This window comes from Devosia indica, from assembly GCF_003056405.1.
Taxonomy (GTDB): Bacteria; Pseudomonadota; Alphaproteobacteria; order Rhizobiales; family Devosiaceae; genus Devosia; species Devosia indica.
Genome location: NZ_PYVZ01000008.1, coordinates 47,846 through 60,882, shown reverse-complemented (window position 1 = coordinate 60,882; position 13,037 = coordinate 47,846). Strand labels below are relative to the sequence as shown.

Genomic DNA, 13,037 nt, shown 5'->3' with positions numbered 1-13,037 from the left:
GCGATGCATCGACATTGCCGGTGACCGCTGTACGGGTTCGTACGTTCAAGATTATTCGAGGGCAGCCAGCCGTCGGCCAGTGGCCGCGTCGCTCTGCTCGCTCAGGTCCCTAGAGAAAATGCTGCGCTATGCAACGCGGCGCGTGCTTTCGGCGCTGCCGATCGCCTTTATCGCCGTTACCGTCTGCTTCTTCATTCTGCGCGCCGCCCCGGGCGGGCCGTTCGACTCCGACCGGCCACTTCCGCCCGAAGTGCTGGCCAATGTCCGCGCCTATTACAATCTCGATCAGCCCCTGTTCATGCAGTACCTGCTCTATATCGGCGGGGTGCTGCGCGGAGATCTGGGACCGTCCATGTCGTCCTACGACTTCTCGGTGTCCGAGTTGATGGCGATCGGCATGCCGTTCTCGCTGCAACTGGGGCTGACCGCCTTCGTCATCGCGACGGCAATCGGCGTGATCACCGGGATGATCGCAGCCGTCTACAAGAACAAATGGCCAGATTACATGCTGGTGCTGGTGGTGATGATCGGCGTGATCGTCCCCAATTTCCTCATCGGCGCACTGCTTCAGCTCTGGTTCGGCGTCTATCTGCGCTGGCTGCCGGCGGGCGGCTGGGTGCCGGGAAGCTGGGCGCATCTGGTGCTGCCCGTGGCGGTGCTCTCCTGGGCCCACGCGGCGCGCATTTCGCGGTTGATGCGGGGCTCGATGATCGAGACGCTGGGCACCAATTATGTGCGGACCGCCCGTTCCAAGGGACTGGGCGAACGGCTGGTGCTGGCGCGCCATGCCATCAAGCCGGCCCTGATCCCCGTGGTCAGCTATCTTGGGCCGGGCCTGTCCTATCTGCTCACCGGCTCGCTTGTGGTCGAACAGATCTTCGGCCTACCCGGGATCGGCCGCTATTTCATTCAGGCCGCCCTTAATCGCGACTACGGCATGGTGCTGGGCACGACGCTCTTCTACATGCTGCTGATCATTGCGCTCAATCTGATCGTGGACCTCGTCTATGCCTGGCTCGATCCCAAGGTGAGGTACCGCTGATGGCCGGATTGACTCAAAAAGACGAGGTGCTCACCCGCTATGCGGAAAAGCTGAGCACGCTCAAGGCGCCCAAGGGTCGCTCGCTGACCGATGATGCGATCCGGCGCATGCTGGCCAACAAGGCTGCCATGGTGTCTCTGTTCGTGCTGGCCGCCATTGTGCTGTTTGCCTTTGTGGGGCCCTATTTCGTACCCTGGGGCTATTCCGAGGTTGATTGGGCCAGCATCCGCAAGCCCCCCGATTTCGAGGCCGGGCACTATTTCGGCACCGACCACAATGGCCGGGACCTGTTGGCCCGCACCATGTTCGGCACGCAGATGAGCCTGATCGTGGCGCTGGTGGCCACCACCGTGTCGGTGGTGATCGGCATCGCCTATGGCGCTATTGCCGGCTATTTCGGCGGCCGGGTCGATGCGGTGATGATGCGTATCGTCGATATGCTCTATGCGCTGCCCTATATCCTGTTTGTCATCATCCTGGTCGTGATTTTCGGCCGCAATCCGATCCTGCTGTTCGTGGGCATCGGGGCGATCGAATGGCTGACCATGGCCCGCATCGTGCGCGGCCAGACGCTGACGCTTAAGGAAAAGGAGTTCGTGGAAGCGGCGCGGGCGGGCGGTGCCAAGCCCTGGACCATCATCTTCCGCCATATCGTGCCGAACCTGACCGGGCCGGTGGTGATCTATGCCACGCTGACCATTCCCGAGATCATCATCGTGGAGAGTTTCCTCTCTTATCTGGGCCTGGGTATCCAGGAACCCCAGACCTCGCTGGGCACGCTGATCTCCACCGGTGCGCCGGTGGCCGAGGTGACGCCCTGGATGCTGATCTATCCCGGCATCATTCTGGTGTCGCTGCTGTTCTGCCTGACCTATGTCGGCGACGGCCTGCGCGACGCGCTCGACCCCAAGGACCGCTGACATGTCCGATTACGTACTTTCCATCCAGGACCTGTCGGTCACCTTCGCCTTGCACGATACCGAGGTGCAGGCTGTGCGCGAGATGAATTTCGACCTTCGGGCGGGGGAGACCCTGGCCGTGGTGGGCGAAAGCGGCTCGGGCAAAAGCCAGGCCTTTCTCGGGATCATGGGCCTGTTGGCCAAGAACGGCCGGGCCACCGGCAAGGCCGTGCTGGGTGATGTCAACCTGCTCGGCATGGCGCCGTCGCGGCTCGATGCCTATCGCGGCAAGGACATCGCCATGATCTTCCAGGATCCGATGACCTCGCTCAATCCCAGCCTCAAGATCAAGACGCAGCTTTCCGAGGTGCTGGTCAAGCATCGCGGCTTTGACACGCGCAAGGCCGAGATGACGACGATCGAAATGCTCGAGCGGGTCGGCATCCCCGAACCGGCCAAGCGTGCCAATGCCTATCCGCACGAGATGAGCGGGGGCATGCGGCAGCGCGTGATGATCGCGATGGCGCTGTTGTGCCAGCCCAAGATCCTGATTGCGGACGAGCCGACCACGGCGCTCGATGTGACCGTGCAGGCGCAGATGCTGGACCTGTTCAAGACACTGACCGAGGACTTCGGCACCTCGCTGGTGATGATCACGCATGATCTGGGCGTGGTTGCGGGCGTGGCCGACCGCATGATGGTGATGTATGGCGGTCGCGCCGTCGAAAAGGGTAAGGTCGACGACCTGTTCTACGATCCGCGCCACCCCTATACGCTGGGCCTGTTGCATTCGACCCCGCATATCGCGCATCGCGCCGCGCGGCTCGACCCAATCCAGGGCCTGCCACCCAGCCTTGAACATCTGCCCAAGGGCTGCTCGTTCAATCCGCGCTGCGCTTTCTGTTTTGACCGGTGCCTGGAAGAGCGCCCGCCGCTGACCCCGGTGGGGGATGAGCGCGAAAAGGCGTGCTTCTTTGAGGGCCCACTGCAATCGAAAAAGGTGGCCTGATGAACCAGACCCCCGCCAATCTGCTCGAGATCCGCGATCTCAAAAAGACCTTCTCCATCGCCACGGGCCTGTTCTCGCGGCAGCTGACCCTCACCGCGCTGGCCGATATCAACTTCAATGTGCGCCAGGGCGAAACCCTGGGCATTGTGGGCGAAAGCGGCTGTGGCAAGTCCACACTGGGGCGCTGCATCCTGCAATTGATCAGCCCCGATGAGGGGCAGGTGCTCTGGCTGGGCCAGGACCTGACGCGGGTGCCTGCCGAGGAAATGCGCAAGCGCCGCGCTGATCTGCAGATCATTTTCCAGGATCCGCTCGCTTCGCTCAACCCGCGCATGACCGTGGGCGAGATCATCGAGGACCCGCTGCGCACGCTGCGGCCGGAAATGAACAAGACCGAGCGCCGCGCCCGCGTGGTGCGGATCATGGAGTCGGTCGGCCTGCTGCCCGAGATGATCAATCGCTATCCGCACGAGTTCTCCGGCGGCCAGGCGCAGCGCATCGGCATTGCCCGGGCGCTGATCACCGAGCCCAAGCTGATCGTTTGCGACGAGCCTGTGTCGGCGCTGGATGTCTCGATCCAGGCGCAGATCCTCAACCTGCTCGCCGAGCTCAAGGACGAGTTCGGCCTGACGCTGATTTTCATTTCGCACAATCTGAGCGTAGTGCGGCATGTCTCGGACCGCATTCTGGTGCTCTATCTGGGCCGGATCGTGGAGCTGGCAACCGGCGACGAGATCTATGAGGATCCCAAGCACCCCTACACCACAGCCTTGCTGACCGCGGTGCCGATCCCCGACCCCAAGCTGGCGCGGCAACGCAATATCGATGCGCTGAAGGGGGAAATTCCTTCTCCGATCAATCCGCCTTCGGGCTGCACCTTCCGCACCCGATGCCGGCATGCCCAGCCGCAATGTGCCGAAACAAGGCCACCGCTCGAAACCCTTGAGAATGGCCGGTTGGTCGCCTGCATCCGCTGGCGCGAGATCGAGGCCGAAAAGGCCGCTCTGGCCGAAGCCTGAGATCTGTCCGGACGGGGTCAGACCTCGTCCGGCTCATGCTGGCTGCGCCGGTCGGCCGCACCGACATCCTTGGCCTGCCGTCGCCGGTCCGGCCCCGCATAGCCGCCGGCCTCGACGAAGGGCCGGGGATTGGCGGCAATGCTGTCGAGCCGCGTCTTGAGGTGGTTGGCGGCGAACGGCTTGCGCAGGAATTCGGTGACCCCCGCATCGCGCGCCGCGGCAATACGGGTGGCGTCGGGCGCGGCCGACATCATGATGATGGGGGTCAGCCGGTTGATGCATTCGGCATTGGCGCGCAGGCGCCGCACCAGGTCAATGGCGCCTGGCTTGGCAAGCCCGTCATCGATGATGATAATTTCGAACGGGCGGCGTTTAAGCTCGACCTGCGCCTGGTTGGCGTCATAGGCTTCGCGGATGTCGCGGCGTTTCAGGCCGCGCAGCATGGTGGCGACCAGCGCGGCCATATTGGCCTGCGGGTCGATGATCAAGATGCCGGATTTGGTGATCTGTTCGCTGGGCATGGGAGGCGATTCTGAACTCTGTTCCATACCAGAATAGGCCTTGCCGATAACTGCCGCGTTAACGACTGTGCAATGGGGGAAAGCCACGCGATTGCGCGTTGACAGCCGGGTTCGGTTTCCTTATGTAGAGGCCAGTTTTCGGGCGCCTTGCCGCCCCTTTTGTTTGACCGAGGATTAGTAAGATGAAGATCCGCAACTCGCTGAAGGCGTTGATGACTCGCCACCGCGCGAACAAGCTCGTCCGCCGTCGCGGCCGCGTTTACATCATCAACAAGGTGGACAAGCGCTTCAAGGCCCGCCAGGGCTAAGCGCTTCGCTCCACTGATTTGACTTCGACAAGGCCCGCACGAAACTGCGGGCCTTGTTGCGTTGGGGGGGAATGAATAAGGCCGTTTGCCGGAGACCTTGCTGCTAGGGCCTGTCGCCTTGCGCAATTTCCAGCCCGGCGGCGCGCCATTGCGGCAGGCCGTCCTCCAGCCTGCGGGCCTCGTATCCGGCCTGACGCAGGGCAGCCACCGCCTCGAAGGCATAAACACAATAGGGGCCGCGGCAATAGGCGATAATTTCGCGGGTCCGGCCCAGTTCGCCGATCCGCTGCTCGAGTTCGGCAAGCGGAATATTGTTGGCCCCCGGTATGTGCCCGGCCGCATACTCATCCGCCGGGCGCACATCCAGTACCGTCACCAGTCCGGATCGCGCGCGTTCGAGCAGTTCGGTGCGTGAGACCGGCTCCATGGCGTCACGCTGGTTGAAATAGCCCCGCACGATGCGGTCCATCTCGGCATTGTGCTGTTCGCTCACCACTCTGAGCCCCGACAGCAGCGTCATCACCGCGTCTCCCGCCACCGAATAGAGAATGAATTTGCCATCCCGCCTGGCGCTGACCAGCCCGGCGCGCTTGAGCGTCTGCAGATGCTGGGAGGTCGTGGCAATGGATAGGTCCGCGCGCTCGGCAAGGGCCTCGACGCTGCGCTCGCCCTGCGCCAGCAGTTCGATGATTTCGATCCGGGCCGGGTGACCAAGGGTTTTGGCCGTTTGGGCGAATTGGGCGAAAACGGCGCGCTTGGGTGTGGTGCTTGACATGGCCGGTCACATGTTATTATCACATTCAACAGAATTATTGAATGAATGGCTTTGGCCGCCTTGTCAAGGAAAGACCCTGCAATGATCGTTCGTCAGTTCCTGCACACCGACCCGGTCGGTGCCTCTTATCTTCTCGGCTGTGGCGGCAAGGCCTCCGGTGCCGTCATTGATCCCATCGGCCCCATCGCGCCCTATCTGGAGGCGGCCGAGCAGACCGGTATGAAGATCCTTTATGTCATCGACACCCATGTCCATGCCGACCATATCTCGACCGGCCGTGAGCTGGCGGCAGCGTCGGGCGGCAAATATGTGCTGCATGACAGCGCTGACGTGGCCTTCGACTATCACGCTGTTGCCGAGGGCGATGTGCTCGAACTGGGCAATGTCACGCTGACGGTCATGCACACGCCGGGCCATACGCCCGAGCACATCTCCCTGCTGGTCACCGACCGGACACGGACGAACGAGCCCTGGTTCGTGGTGACCGGCCATACCCTGATGGTTGGGGACCTTGGGCGCACCGAACTGGCCAGCAGCGCCAAGGAGGGCGCGCGTAATCTCTTTGCCAGCGCCCAGCGGCTCAAATCTCTTCCCGATCATCTCGAAGTCCTGCCCGGTGCGTTTTCGGGCTCGGTGTGCGGGCGCAAGCTATCGGGCAAGCCCTCCTCGACCATAGGCTTCGAGCGCCGCTTCAATACGGCCTTTGCCATCGAGAACGAGGCCGATTTCATTGCCGCAATGGTCGCCGACATACCGCCGCCCCCGCCCGGTGCGGCTCAAACCCGCGCCCTCAACGCTGGCCGCAGCTAAAGCGCAATGACAGCTATCACGCATCAGTTCGGCATTGCTGAAAACCGCAGCCAATTCGTTCATCAGCTCGTTCAGGTGCTGCTGGTCGGCTTTGCCATCGGCATGACCCGAACGGTGGTTCCCGCACTGGCCGAAAGCGAGTTCGGGCTGGAGCGGGGCTCCTTCGTGCTCCTGTCGGCCTTCGTCATCGCCTTCGGCGTGGTCAAGGGCGTGCTCAACTTCGTGGCCGGGCGCCTGTCCGAGCGGGTGGGGCGCAAGAAGGTGCTGGTGCTTGGCTGGCTGGTGGCGCTCCCCATTCCGGTGATGATCGCCCTGGCCCCCGACTGGAACTGGATCGTCGCTGCGACCGTATTGCTGGGCGTCAATCAGGGGCTTTGCTGGTCCATGGCACAGACCTCAAAACTCGACCTCACCCGGGCCAATCAGCGGGGCGTGGTGATCGGGCTCAATGAGTTTGCCGGCTATGTCGGGGTGGCGCTTGCCGGCATCATCACCGGTTATGCTGCCACCATTATGGGGCCGCGCGAGGGCCTTCTGGCCTTCGGCCTGATCGTTATCGGTCTTGGTCTTTTCCTCTCGGCCTTCTTTGTCCGCGACACGCTTCCTTGGGCCCATGCCGAAGCGAAATTCGCTGCTGCGACTGCGCCCCTCTCCACCTGGCAGGTCTTCACCCTGATGTCCTGGCGCGACCGCAGGCTTGCGGCGATCTCACAGGCGGGTCTCGTCGAAAAATTCGTCGATGCGCTGGTCTGGGTCATCTACCCGGTCTTCCTGTTCTCCCGTGGCCTGAGCCTGCCGGAAATCGGCTGGGTGGTGGGGATGTATGGTGTGGTCTGGGGTGGCTCGCAACTGGTTACCGGGCCGCTCTCGGACAAGGTCGGCCGTCACTGGCCCAATGTCTTGGGCATGTGGATCTGTGGCGCGGGTGTTGCCTTAATGGTGCTCGGAGAAGGCATTGCCTGGTGGTCCTTTTCGGCGGCGGTTTCCGGCCTCGGGATGGCGTTGCTCTATCCCAATCTTTCGGCGGCTGTGGCGGACATCGCCGCTCCCGCCTGGCGCGGATCGGCCATCGGCATCTACCGTTTCTGGCGCGATCTGGGCTATGCCATCGGTGCGCTTGGCTTTGCCCTCGCCGCCAACCTCATGGGCCAGATCGAAGCGGCCTTCTGGTTTGTGGCCGTTGCCATGCTGGTTTCAGGGCTTGTGCTACTGGTTTGGGGGGAGGAGACGCGGCCGCATTGAGCGCGCACATTGTCTCTCGGTTCTGAGTTATCCCCGCGCCCAAAACCTCCGCTATCCTCTTCCCATCTCTCCCGCGATGGGCGGACTGCAGCGAACAGTTGCGGGAGGAGCCGGTGAGACTGGATTCGCTCCAGGGCTCGCCTGCTCGTTGGGCCACCTTGCGACGATCGATCAATAGGGGCCACGACAGCAGGAGAAACCCGGTGTTCCGAGGCGGCGACGTCTCTATTTACTTAGTTTTACTGAGACGCACGCGCCTCGGGACACGTCCATTTCCAAAACCCGCGACGCCAATGGGCCGGGCGGCGCAAAGTCCTGCGCGCAGGAAGGCGACCCTATGCGGTTCCATGGACAATTCGGATCAGGCCTTGAGCACGATGACCTTGGTGTTGACCGGGGTGCGCTCGTAAAGGTCCATCATGTCCTGGGTCAAAAGGCCGATACAGCCGCTCGAAATGCCCTTGCCGATCGTCTCGGCCTGGCGGGTGCTGTAGAGCGTATAAAGCGTATAGACGCCGTCCTGGTAGAGATAGAGCGTGCGGGCGCCCAGCGGATTGTCGAGGCCGGGGGCCATGCCGCCGGCATATTGAGCGACTTCGGGCTGCCGCTCGATCATTTCCCTGGGCGGGGTCCAGACCGGCCATTCGGCCTTGCGGCCAATATAGGCGTCTCCGCTCCAGAGAAAGCCGGCCCGCCCCACATTGACGCCATAGCGCGTGGCGACATTGTCGCCCTCGATGCGATAGACATAGTAGTTGCGTGGATCGACGATGATGGTGCCGGGTGCCTCGGCGCTGTCATAGCGCACGGTCCGCCGCCAATATTTCGGATCAACCTTGTTGAGATTGACCGCCTCGATGGGGAAGCGCTCGTCGGGCAGCGGGCCATAGACCTGTTCGGCCTCGGCCATGCTCAGGGCCTTGATCGTGGTGCAGCCGGAAAGTGCCAGCGTACCCAGCGCGGCGGCAGAGCCGAGCAGGAAGCCCCTGCGGCCCATCGGCGTTGTGCGCGTGCGCGTTGCCGGGTTGTTTGCCGTCAGTTCATTGCCTGCACGCATGACCCTGCTCCCTTGCTTGCCTTGAGCGATCTTGGGCCTTGCCGGAGATGGCTGCAAGCACAGCCTGAACAAACAAGGCCCCGACGGGGTCGGGGCCTTGGTCATTGATGCAGCTGGGTAACACCCTAGCTCGAGCCGGCGCCATCCTGGCGCACAAAGGCGATGCGCAGCATATTGGTCGCGCCGGGGGTGCCCAGGGGCACGCCGGCGGTAATGGCGATGCGGTCGCCGGGGCGGGCAAAGCCTTCCTGATAGGCAATGACGCAGGCGCGATCGACCATGTCTTCCAGGCTCACCGCATCCTCGGTCTGCACGCAATGAATGCCCCAGACCACCGACAGGCGGCGAATGGTGCGCAGATTGGGCGAGAGCGCGATGATGGGCTTGTTGGGCCGTTCGCGCGCGGCGCGGATGCCGGTCGAGCCCGAGGCGGTATAGGTAACGATGGCGGCCAGATCGAGGGTTTCGGCAACCTGGCGGGTGGCGGCCGAGATGGCGTCGGCGGCGGTGGCCTCCGGCTCGGTCTGGGCGGCGCGAATGATGTTGTTGTAGTTGGCGTCGCTTTCCACGGCCACGGCCACCTTGGCCATGGTGGTGACGGCTTCGACCGGATACTGGCCCGAGGCACTTTCGGCCGAAAGCATGACCGCGTCGGCGCCTTCAAACACGGCAATGGACACGTCCGAAACCTCGGCGCGGGTCGGTACCGGCGCGGTGATCATGGATTCGAGCATCTGGGTGGCGACGATAACCGGCTTGCCGAAGCGGCGGCACATGCGGATCATGCGCTTTTGCAAGCCCGGCACCTGCTCAAGCGGCAGTTCAACACCCAGATCGCCACGGGCAACCATGATGGCGTCGGAGAGTTTGACGATTTCCTCGAGCCGCTCGATGGCCTGCGGCTTTTCGATCTTGGCCATGACGCCGGCGCGGCCCTGGACGATCTTGCGGACATCGATGATGTCTTCGGGGCGCTGCACGAAGCTGAGCGCAACCCAGTCGACCTCGGCCTTGAGCGCTTCGAGCAGGTCTGCGTGGTCCTTCTCGGTCAGGGCGCCGGTGGGCAGCAGGGTGTCGGGCAGGGACACGCCCTTCTTGTCCGAGAGCTTGCCACCATAAATGACTTCGGTCTCGATGGCGCCATTGCCGACCTTGGTGGCCTTCAGTTGCAGCTTGCCATCGTCGAGCAGCAGGCGGTCACCCACCGACACGCTCTCGATGATTTCGGGGTGGGGCAGGTACACGCGCTGGACATTGCCCTGGTCGTTTTCCTCGCTGTCGAGGGTAAAGCTCTGCCCGGCGACCAGATTGACCGAGCCCTCGGCGAACTTCCACACGCGCAGCTTGGGGCCCTGCAGATCGGCCAGGATGCCGATGGGGTGGTTGAGGCGCGCCTCGACCGCGCGGATGCGCTTGACGGTCTGGTGCAGCACTTCGTGGCTGGCATGGCTCATATTGATGCGGAAGACGTCGGCCCCGGCCTTGGCCAGTTCCTCGATCATGGTCTCCTCGTGGCTGGCAGGCCCGAGGGTGGCAAGGATCTTTGCGCGTCTGATCCGTCTCATTGCGTGTCCGTATTGTCTGGCGTTAGGGGCTCGTCGGGGTCGACAAGGAAGGCCGGGTCTTCAAGATCTTCGCCCAGGTCCGGGCCGACAATGCTTGGCGCGCCAGCGCTCTCGGTGAGCTGCAGCGTCCAGTCGGTACGGTTCTGTGTATCGATTTCAAAGAACCCGGTGCGCTCATAGCCCCGGGCGAGGCAATCCTCAACCCCGAATATTGTGAAGGTTTCGTCACGAGTGCACATGAAGACCTGTCCATCCCAGGATCCGCCGCCGATATCGTCCACTGCGTAGAGGTAGTAAAAGCGGCGGGCGAGATCGCCCTGGAAGATCGTGCGGCAGTCGCCCGGAGGGGCCTGCCACCAGCCTTCGCTCATCCAGCCGCGCTCGGCGCGATAGCCTAGGGCGACCGAAACCAGGTTGGCGGTTTCGTTGCAGATGCGCAAATCGGCCTGTGCGGGCGTGGCCATGGCCATCAGGCCACCAAGGGTGGCAAGCAACAGGGTCGAGCCAAGACGGATGGGTTTCACCATTGCGCTGGAAATCACCGGAAAACGTGCCCTTCTTTGATCGTATGGCAGAGACGAGGTCAATGGCTAATGGGGTGATTTGACGGAAATGCGGGCATCACTGGGGCGCTGGTCACAAAAGCGGCGTGAGCCACCCAACAATCACCGGCAAGCCCGGGCAGGGTGTGGATTGCCCCATAAAAGGGTTGAACCAATGCAGGGCATGAGGTTGATGGGGACCGGACAATTCCGGTTTATCCCCGCATCCGCTTATCCGTGCGAAGATGCCGTGGAGGGCCGGAGTATTTATTTGTTTTACCGCGCTTCCGAACCAAAAGTGGCGACCGCTTTTTGGAGGAAACGCTCCAGAAGAGGTTGGCCATGGCCGTTGAAGATAGCGTCGCGCAGGATCAGTTGCGCGCTTTCATCGAGCGCATCGAGCGTATGGAAGAAGAAAAGGCGGCAATCGCTGCCGACATCAAGGAAATCTATGCTGAAGCCAAGGGCAATGGCTTCGATACCAAGATCCTGCGCAAGATCGTGACCATCCGCAAGCAGGATGCCAATGAGCGCATGGAGCAGGAAGCCCTGCTTGAGCTCTATATGTCCGCCCTGGGCATGGTCGAAGCGCCGCCCGAGCGGTAGTCGGCGATCAGGCCAGTATGTCGAGCAGGGCTTTGGACATGTCGCTGGCCACGCTGACGACCTTAGCCGAGGCCTTGAAGTCGGCCTCGGCCCCGATCACGTTAACCATTTCGCTCGAGAGGTCGACGGTGTTGCCTTCGGTGCCTGACCGGGCGATGCGCGCGGCGCTCTGTTCGAGCTGACCGCTGGCGCGCTGCATGCCATAGGCGCCGATGGAAATGCTGGAAATGGTCATGGACCGCCCTCTCGTCTTGAGGGGCAGAAAGCCAGCAAAACTCTCAACAATCAGTTAGCCGGACCGGTCCAACTCGCCTCAAGCTCAAGCGGCCCGGGCGGCTTCATCGCCCAAAGCGAAACGGATCGCCGCATTGGCGTGGATGATCGTTGAGTCAAAGCCGGGCAGGGGAAGTGTATCCGGATCGATCAGCAGGCCGATCTCGGTGCAGCCAAGAATGACGCAGTCGGCGCCTTCCGCCTTGGCGCGGCCGATAATGTCGAGATAGGCCCTGCGGGCGGTTTCGCGCACCTGACCCTGGCACAACTCGTTGAAGATGATGTCGTGCACGATCTTGCGGTCATTTGTTGCCGGCACCATCACCTCAAGGCCACAGGCCTTCATCCGGTCGGTATAGAAGCCATGTTCCATGGTGTAGCGGGTGGCGAGCAGCAGCGGGCGCTTGTGGCGGTGCGCCTGCAAGGTCGAGGCCGTTTCGGTGATGATGTCGATCAGCGGAACCCCCGACATCGCCGCGACCGGTTCGGCCACCAGATGCATGGTATTGGTGCAGATCAGCACACAGTCCGCACCGGCGCGCGCCAGGCCTGCCCCGGCTTGGCCCAACAAAGCACCGGCCTGATCCCAGTGTCCGGCCCGTTGCAGCGCCACGACTTTGTCAAAGTCCAGCGAGCGCATCGCGATGTCGGCCGAGGCCAGCCCGCCGCGCAGGCGCCGCACCTCTTGATTGATGTGGCGATAATAGACAGCAGTCGATTCCCAGCTCATGCCGCCGATCAGACCGATCGTTTTCATTTCCGCGTCCTCCAGGTCCCGCGAATGATGCCGCGTTTCCGGAGCATTCGGCGCGCGGAGTTTGGCTGTCTTTGCAATAATCATGCGCAATATTTGCAGTATTTGCAGGAAATGCGCTATTGGTCTGCGTGGCCGGAGTGAATTGCATGCTGGATGAGCGCGATCGGAAGATTTTGAGCCTGCTGCAGGCGGATGCCGAGCGGCCTGTCAACGATATCGCGGCATCAGTGGCGCTGTCGCCTTCGGCCTGCTCCCGCCGGATTGCGCGGCTCAAGGAGGACGGATTTATCGCGCGAACGACGGCAGAACTGGACCGGCGCAAAATGGGCTTACCGACAACCGTCTTCGTCATCGTACGCACCGGCTCGCATGCCGCAGATTGGCTGGAAAAGTTTCATTTAGCCGTTTCGGCGATCCCCGAGATTGTCGAGGTGCACCGGCTGACCGGCAATTTCGACTATATTCTCAAGATCGTGCTGCCCGATGTGGAGCATTATGACGCAGTCTACAAGCAGCTCGTGTCGCGTATCGAGCTGTTCGACATGTCGGCCTATATCTCGATGGAAACGGTCAAGGCCGCCCAGGGCCTGCCGACGAATTATGCGTGAGGCG

General features: G+C 62.5%; 16 protein-coding genes. 9 read left to right on the top strand and 7 right to left on the bottom strand.

Annotated features, from left to right (window positions below; genetic code table 11):
• The first annotated feature begins 118 nt into the window (after positions 1-118).
• The 4 genes from DDE76_RS09590 to DDE76_RS09575 are packed head-to-tail and all read left to right on the top strand — an operon-like array spanning position 119 to position 3,969.
• Entirely contained in the window at positions 119-1,042 is a 924-nt protein-coding gene (locus DDE76_RS09590; RefSeq protein ID WP_104893077.1) for an ABC transporter permease, read from the top strand.
• Complete coding sequence (locus DDE76_RS09585) at positions 1,042-1,962, top strand: ABC transporter permease (protein ID WP_104893078.1); 921 nt, start codon at positions 1,042-1,044, stop codon at positions 1,960-1,962. Before DDE76_RS09590 ends, DDE76_RS09585 begins: the two co-directional genes overlap by 1 nt.
• A gap of 1 nt (position 1,963) precedes the next feature.
• The gene (locus tag DDE76_RS09580; protein WP_104894880.1) at positions 1,964-2,950 is read left to right on the top strand and encodes an ABC transporter ATP-binding protein; all 987 of its coding nucleotides are present in this window, start codon (positions 1,964-1,966) and stop codon (positions 2,948-2,950) included.
• On the top strand, positions 2,950-3,969 hold the full coding sequence (locus tag DDE76_RS09575; protein WP_104893079.1) for an ABC transporter ATP-binding protein: 1,020 nt from the start codon (positions 2,950-2,952) through the stop codon (positions 3,967-3,969). The genes DDE76_RS09580 and DDE76_RS09575 overlap by 1 nt, the downstream gene beginning before the upstream one ends.
• 17 nt (positions 3,970-3,986) lie before the next feature.
• Here the strand turns inward: DDE76_RS09575 and DDE76_RS09570 are convergent, their stop codons facing one another.
• Positions 3,987-4,490, bottom strand: a complete 504-nt coding sequence (locus tag DDE76_RS09570) for a response regulator (RefSeq protein ID WP_157955736.1) — start codon at positions 4,488-4,490, stop codon at positions 3,987-3,989.
• Positions 4,491-4,672: 182 nt separating this feature from the next.
• On the opposite strand from DDE76_RS09570, the gene ykgO reads away from it, so the two are divergent.
• Complete coding sequence (gene ykgO, locus DDE76_RS09565; protein WP_046105532.1) at positions 4,673-4,798, top strand: type B 50S ribosomal protein L36; 126 nt, start codon at positions 4,673-4,675, stop codon at positions 4,796-4,798.
• A gap of 103 nt (positions 4,799-4,901) precedes the next feature.
• On the opposite strand, the gene DDE76_RS09560 is transcribed toward ykgO, so the two are convergent.
• Positions 4,902-5,573, bottom strand: a complete 672-nt coding sequence (locus tag DDE76_RS09560; RefSeq protein ID WP_104893081.1) for an ArsR/SmtB family transcription factor — start codon at positions 5,571-5,573, stop codon at positions 4,902-4,904.
• Between the two features lie 81 nt (positions 5,574-5,654).
• On the opposite strand from DDE76_RS09560, the gene DDE76_RS09555 reads away from it, so the two are divergent.
• The gene (locus DDE76_RS09555; protein WP_104893082.1) at positions 5,655-6,383 is read left to right on the top strand and encodes an MBL fold metallo-hydrolase; all 729 of its coding nucleotides are present in this window, start codon (positions 5,655-5,657) and stop codon (positions 6,381-6,383) included.
• A gap of 6 nt (positions 6,384-6,389) precedes the next feature.
• Positions 6,390-7,625, top strand: coding sequence for an MFS transporter (locus tag DDE76_RS09550; RefSeq protein ID WP_104893083.1), 1,236 nt, complete (start codon positions 6,390-6,392; stop codon positions 7,623-7,625).
• A 361-nt stretch (positions 7,626-7,986) separates the two neighbouring features.
• On the opposite strand, the gene DDE76_RS09545 is transcribed toward DDE76_RS09550, so the two are convergent.
• The 3 genes from DDE76_RS09545 to DDE76_RS09535 all read right to left on the bottom strand — a co-directional run bounded on the left by DDE76_RS09545 (position 7,987) and on the right by DDE76_RS09535 (position 10,774).
• Positions 7,987-8,622: a L,D-transpeptidase gene (locus DDE76_RS09545; protein ID WP_425430622.1), complete on the bottom strand. Its 636-nt coding sequence runs from the start codon at positions 8,620-8,622 to the stop codon at positions 7,987-7,989.
• Between the two features lie 185 nt (positions 8,623-8,807).
• Positions 8,808-10,247: a pyruvate kinase gene (gene pyk, locus DDE76_RS09540; RefSeq protein WP_104893085.1), complete on the bottom strand. Its 1,440-nt coding sequence runs from the start codon at positions 10,245-10,247 to the stop codon at positions 8,808-8,810.
• The gene (locus tag DDE76_RS09535) at positions 10,244-10,774 is read right to left on the bottom strand and encodes a DUF1036 domain-containing protein (protein ID WP_104893086.1); all 531 of its coding nucleotides are present in this window, start codon (positions 10,772-10,774) and stop codon (positions 10,244-10,246) included. Before DDE76_RS09535 ends, pyk begins: the two co-directional genes overlap by 4 nt.
• A gap of 357 nt (positions 10,775-11,131) precedes the next feature.
• On the opposite strand from DDE76_RS09535, the gene DDE76_RS09530 reads away from it, so the two are divergent.
• Positions 11,132-11,395: a DUF2312 domain-containing protein gene (locus DDE76_RS09530; RefSeq protein WP_061907597.1), complete on the top strand. Its 264-nt coding sequence runs from the start codon at positions 11,132-11,134 to the stop codon at positions 11,393-11,395.
• A 7-nt stretch (positions 11,396-11,402) separates the two neighbouring features.
• Here DDE76_RS09530 and DDE76_RS09525 read toward each other — a convergent pair whose 3' ends face one another.
• The gene (locus tag DDE76_RS09525) at positions 11,403-11,630 is read right to left on the bottom strand and encodes a flagellar basal body rod C-terminal domain-containing protein (protein ID WP_104893087.1); all 228 of its coding nucleotides are present in this window, start codon (positions 11,628-11,630) and stop codon (positions 11,403-11,405) included.
• Between the two features lie 84 nt (positions 11,631-11,714).
• On the bottom strand, positions 11,715-12,425 hold the full coding sequence (locus DDE76_RS09520) for an aspartate/glutamate racemase family protein (protein WP_104894881.1): 711 nt from the start codon (positions 12,423-12,425) through the stop codon (positions 11,715-11,717).
• Between the two features lie 146 nt (positions 12,426-12,571).
• Here DDE76_RS09520 and DDE76_RS09515 point away from each other — a divergent pair, with 146 nt between their 5' ends.
• A complete protein-coding gene (locus tag DDE76_RS09515; RefSeq protein ID WP_104893088.1) occupies positions 12,572-13,033 on the top strand; it encodes an Lrp/AsnC family transcriptional regulator in 462 nt (153 codons plus the stop codon).
• Positions 13,034-13,037 lie beyond the last annotated feature (4 nt).

What these genes read in the sequence shown, in the direction of transcription:
- DDE76_RS09530 (WP_061907597.1), top strand. Translation starts at nt 11,132, where the DNA reads ATGGCCGTTGAAGATAGCGTCGCGCAGGATCAGTTGCGCGCTTTCATC.
- DDE76_RS09575 (WP_104893079.1), top strand. Translation starts at nt 2,950, where the DNA reads ATGAACCAGACCCCCGCCAATCTGCTCGAGATCCGCGATCTCAAAAAG.
- DDE76_RS09570 (WP_157955736.1), bottom strand. Translation starts at nt 4,490, where the DNA reads ATGCCCAGCGAACAGATCACCAAATCCGGCATCTTGATCATCGACCCG.
- DDE76_RS09555 (WP_104893082.1), top strand. Translation starts at nt 5,655, where the DNA reads ATGATCGTTCGTCAGTTCCTGCACACCGACCCGGTCGGTGCCTCTTAT.
- DDE76_RS09515 (WP_104893088.1), top strand. Translation starts at nt 12,572, where the DNA reads ATGCTGGATGAGCGCGATCGGAAGATTTTGAGCCTGCTGCAGGCGGAT.
- DDE76_RS09520 (WP_104894881.1), bottom strand. Translation starts at nt 12,425, where the DNA reads ATGAAAACGATCGGTCTGATCGGCGGCATGAGCTGGGAATCGACTGCT.
- DDE76_RS09550 (WP_104893083.1), top strand. Translation starts at nt 6,390, where the DNA reads ATGACAGCTATCACGCATCAGTTCGGCATTGCTGAAAACCGCAGCCAA.
- DDE76_RS09590 (WP_104893077.1), top strand. Translation starts at nt 119, where the DNA reads ATGCTGCGCTATGCAACGCGGCGCGTGCTTTCGGCGCTGCCGATCGCC.
- DDE76_RS09525 (WP_104893087.1), bottom strand. Translation starts at nt 11,630, where the DNA reads ATGACCATTTCCAGCATTTCCATCGGCGCCTATGGCATGCAGCGCGCC.
- DDE76_RS09585 (WP_104893078.1), top strand. Translation starts at nt 1,042, where the DNA reads ATGGCCGGATTGACTCAAAAAGACGAGGTGCTCACCCGCTATGCGGAA.
- DDE76_RS09535 (WP_104893086.1), bottom strand. Translation starts at nt 10,774, where the DNA reads ATGGTGAAACCCATCCGTCTTGGCTCGACCCTGTTGCTTGCCACCCTT.
- DDE76_RS09560 (WP_104893081.1), bottom strand. Translation starts at nt 5,573, where the DNA reads ATGTCAAGCACCACACCCAAGCGCGCCGTTTTCGCCCAATTCGCCCAA.
- DDE76_RS09545 (WP_425430622.1), bottom strand. Translation starts at nt 8,622, where the DNA reads ATGGGCCGCAGGGGCTTCCTGCTCGGCTCTGCCGCCGCGCTGGGTACG.
- ykgO (WP_046105532.1), top strand. Translation starts at nt 4,673, where the DNA reads ATGAAGATCCGCAACTCGCTGAAGGCGTTGATGACTCGCCACCGCGCG.
- pyk (WP_104893085.1), bottom strand. Translation starts at nt 10,247, where the DNA reads ATGAGACGGATCAGACGCGCAAAGATCCTTGCCACCCTCGGGCCTGCC.
- DDE76_RS09580 (WP_104894880.1), top strand. Translation starts at nt 1,964, where the DNA reads ATGTCCGATTACGTACTTTCCATCCAGGACCTGTCGGTCACCTTCGCC.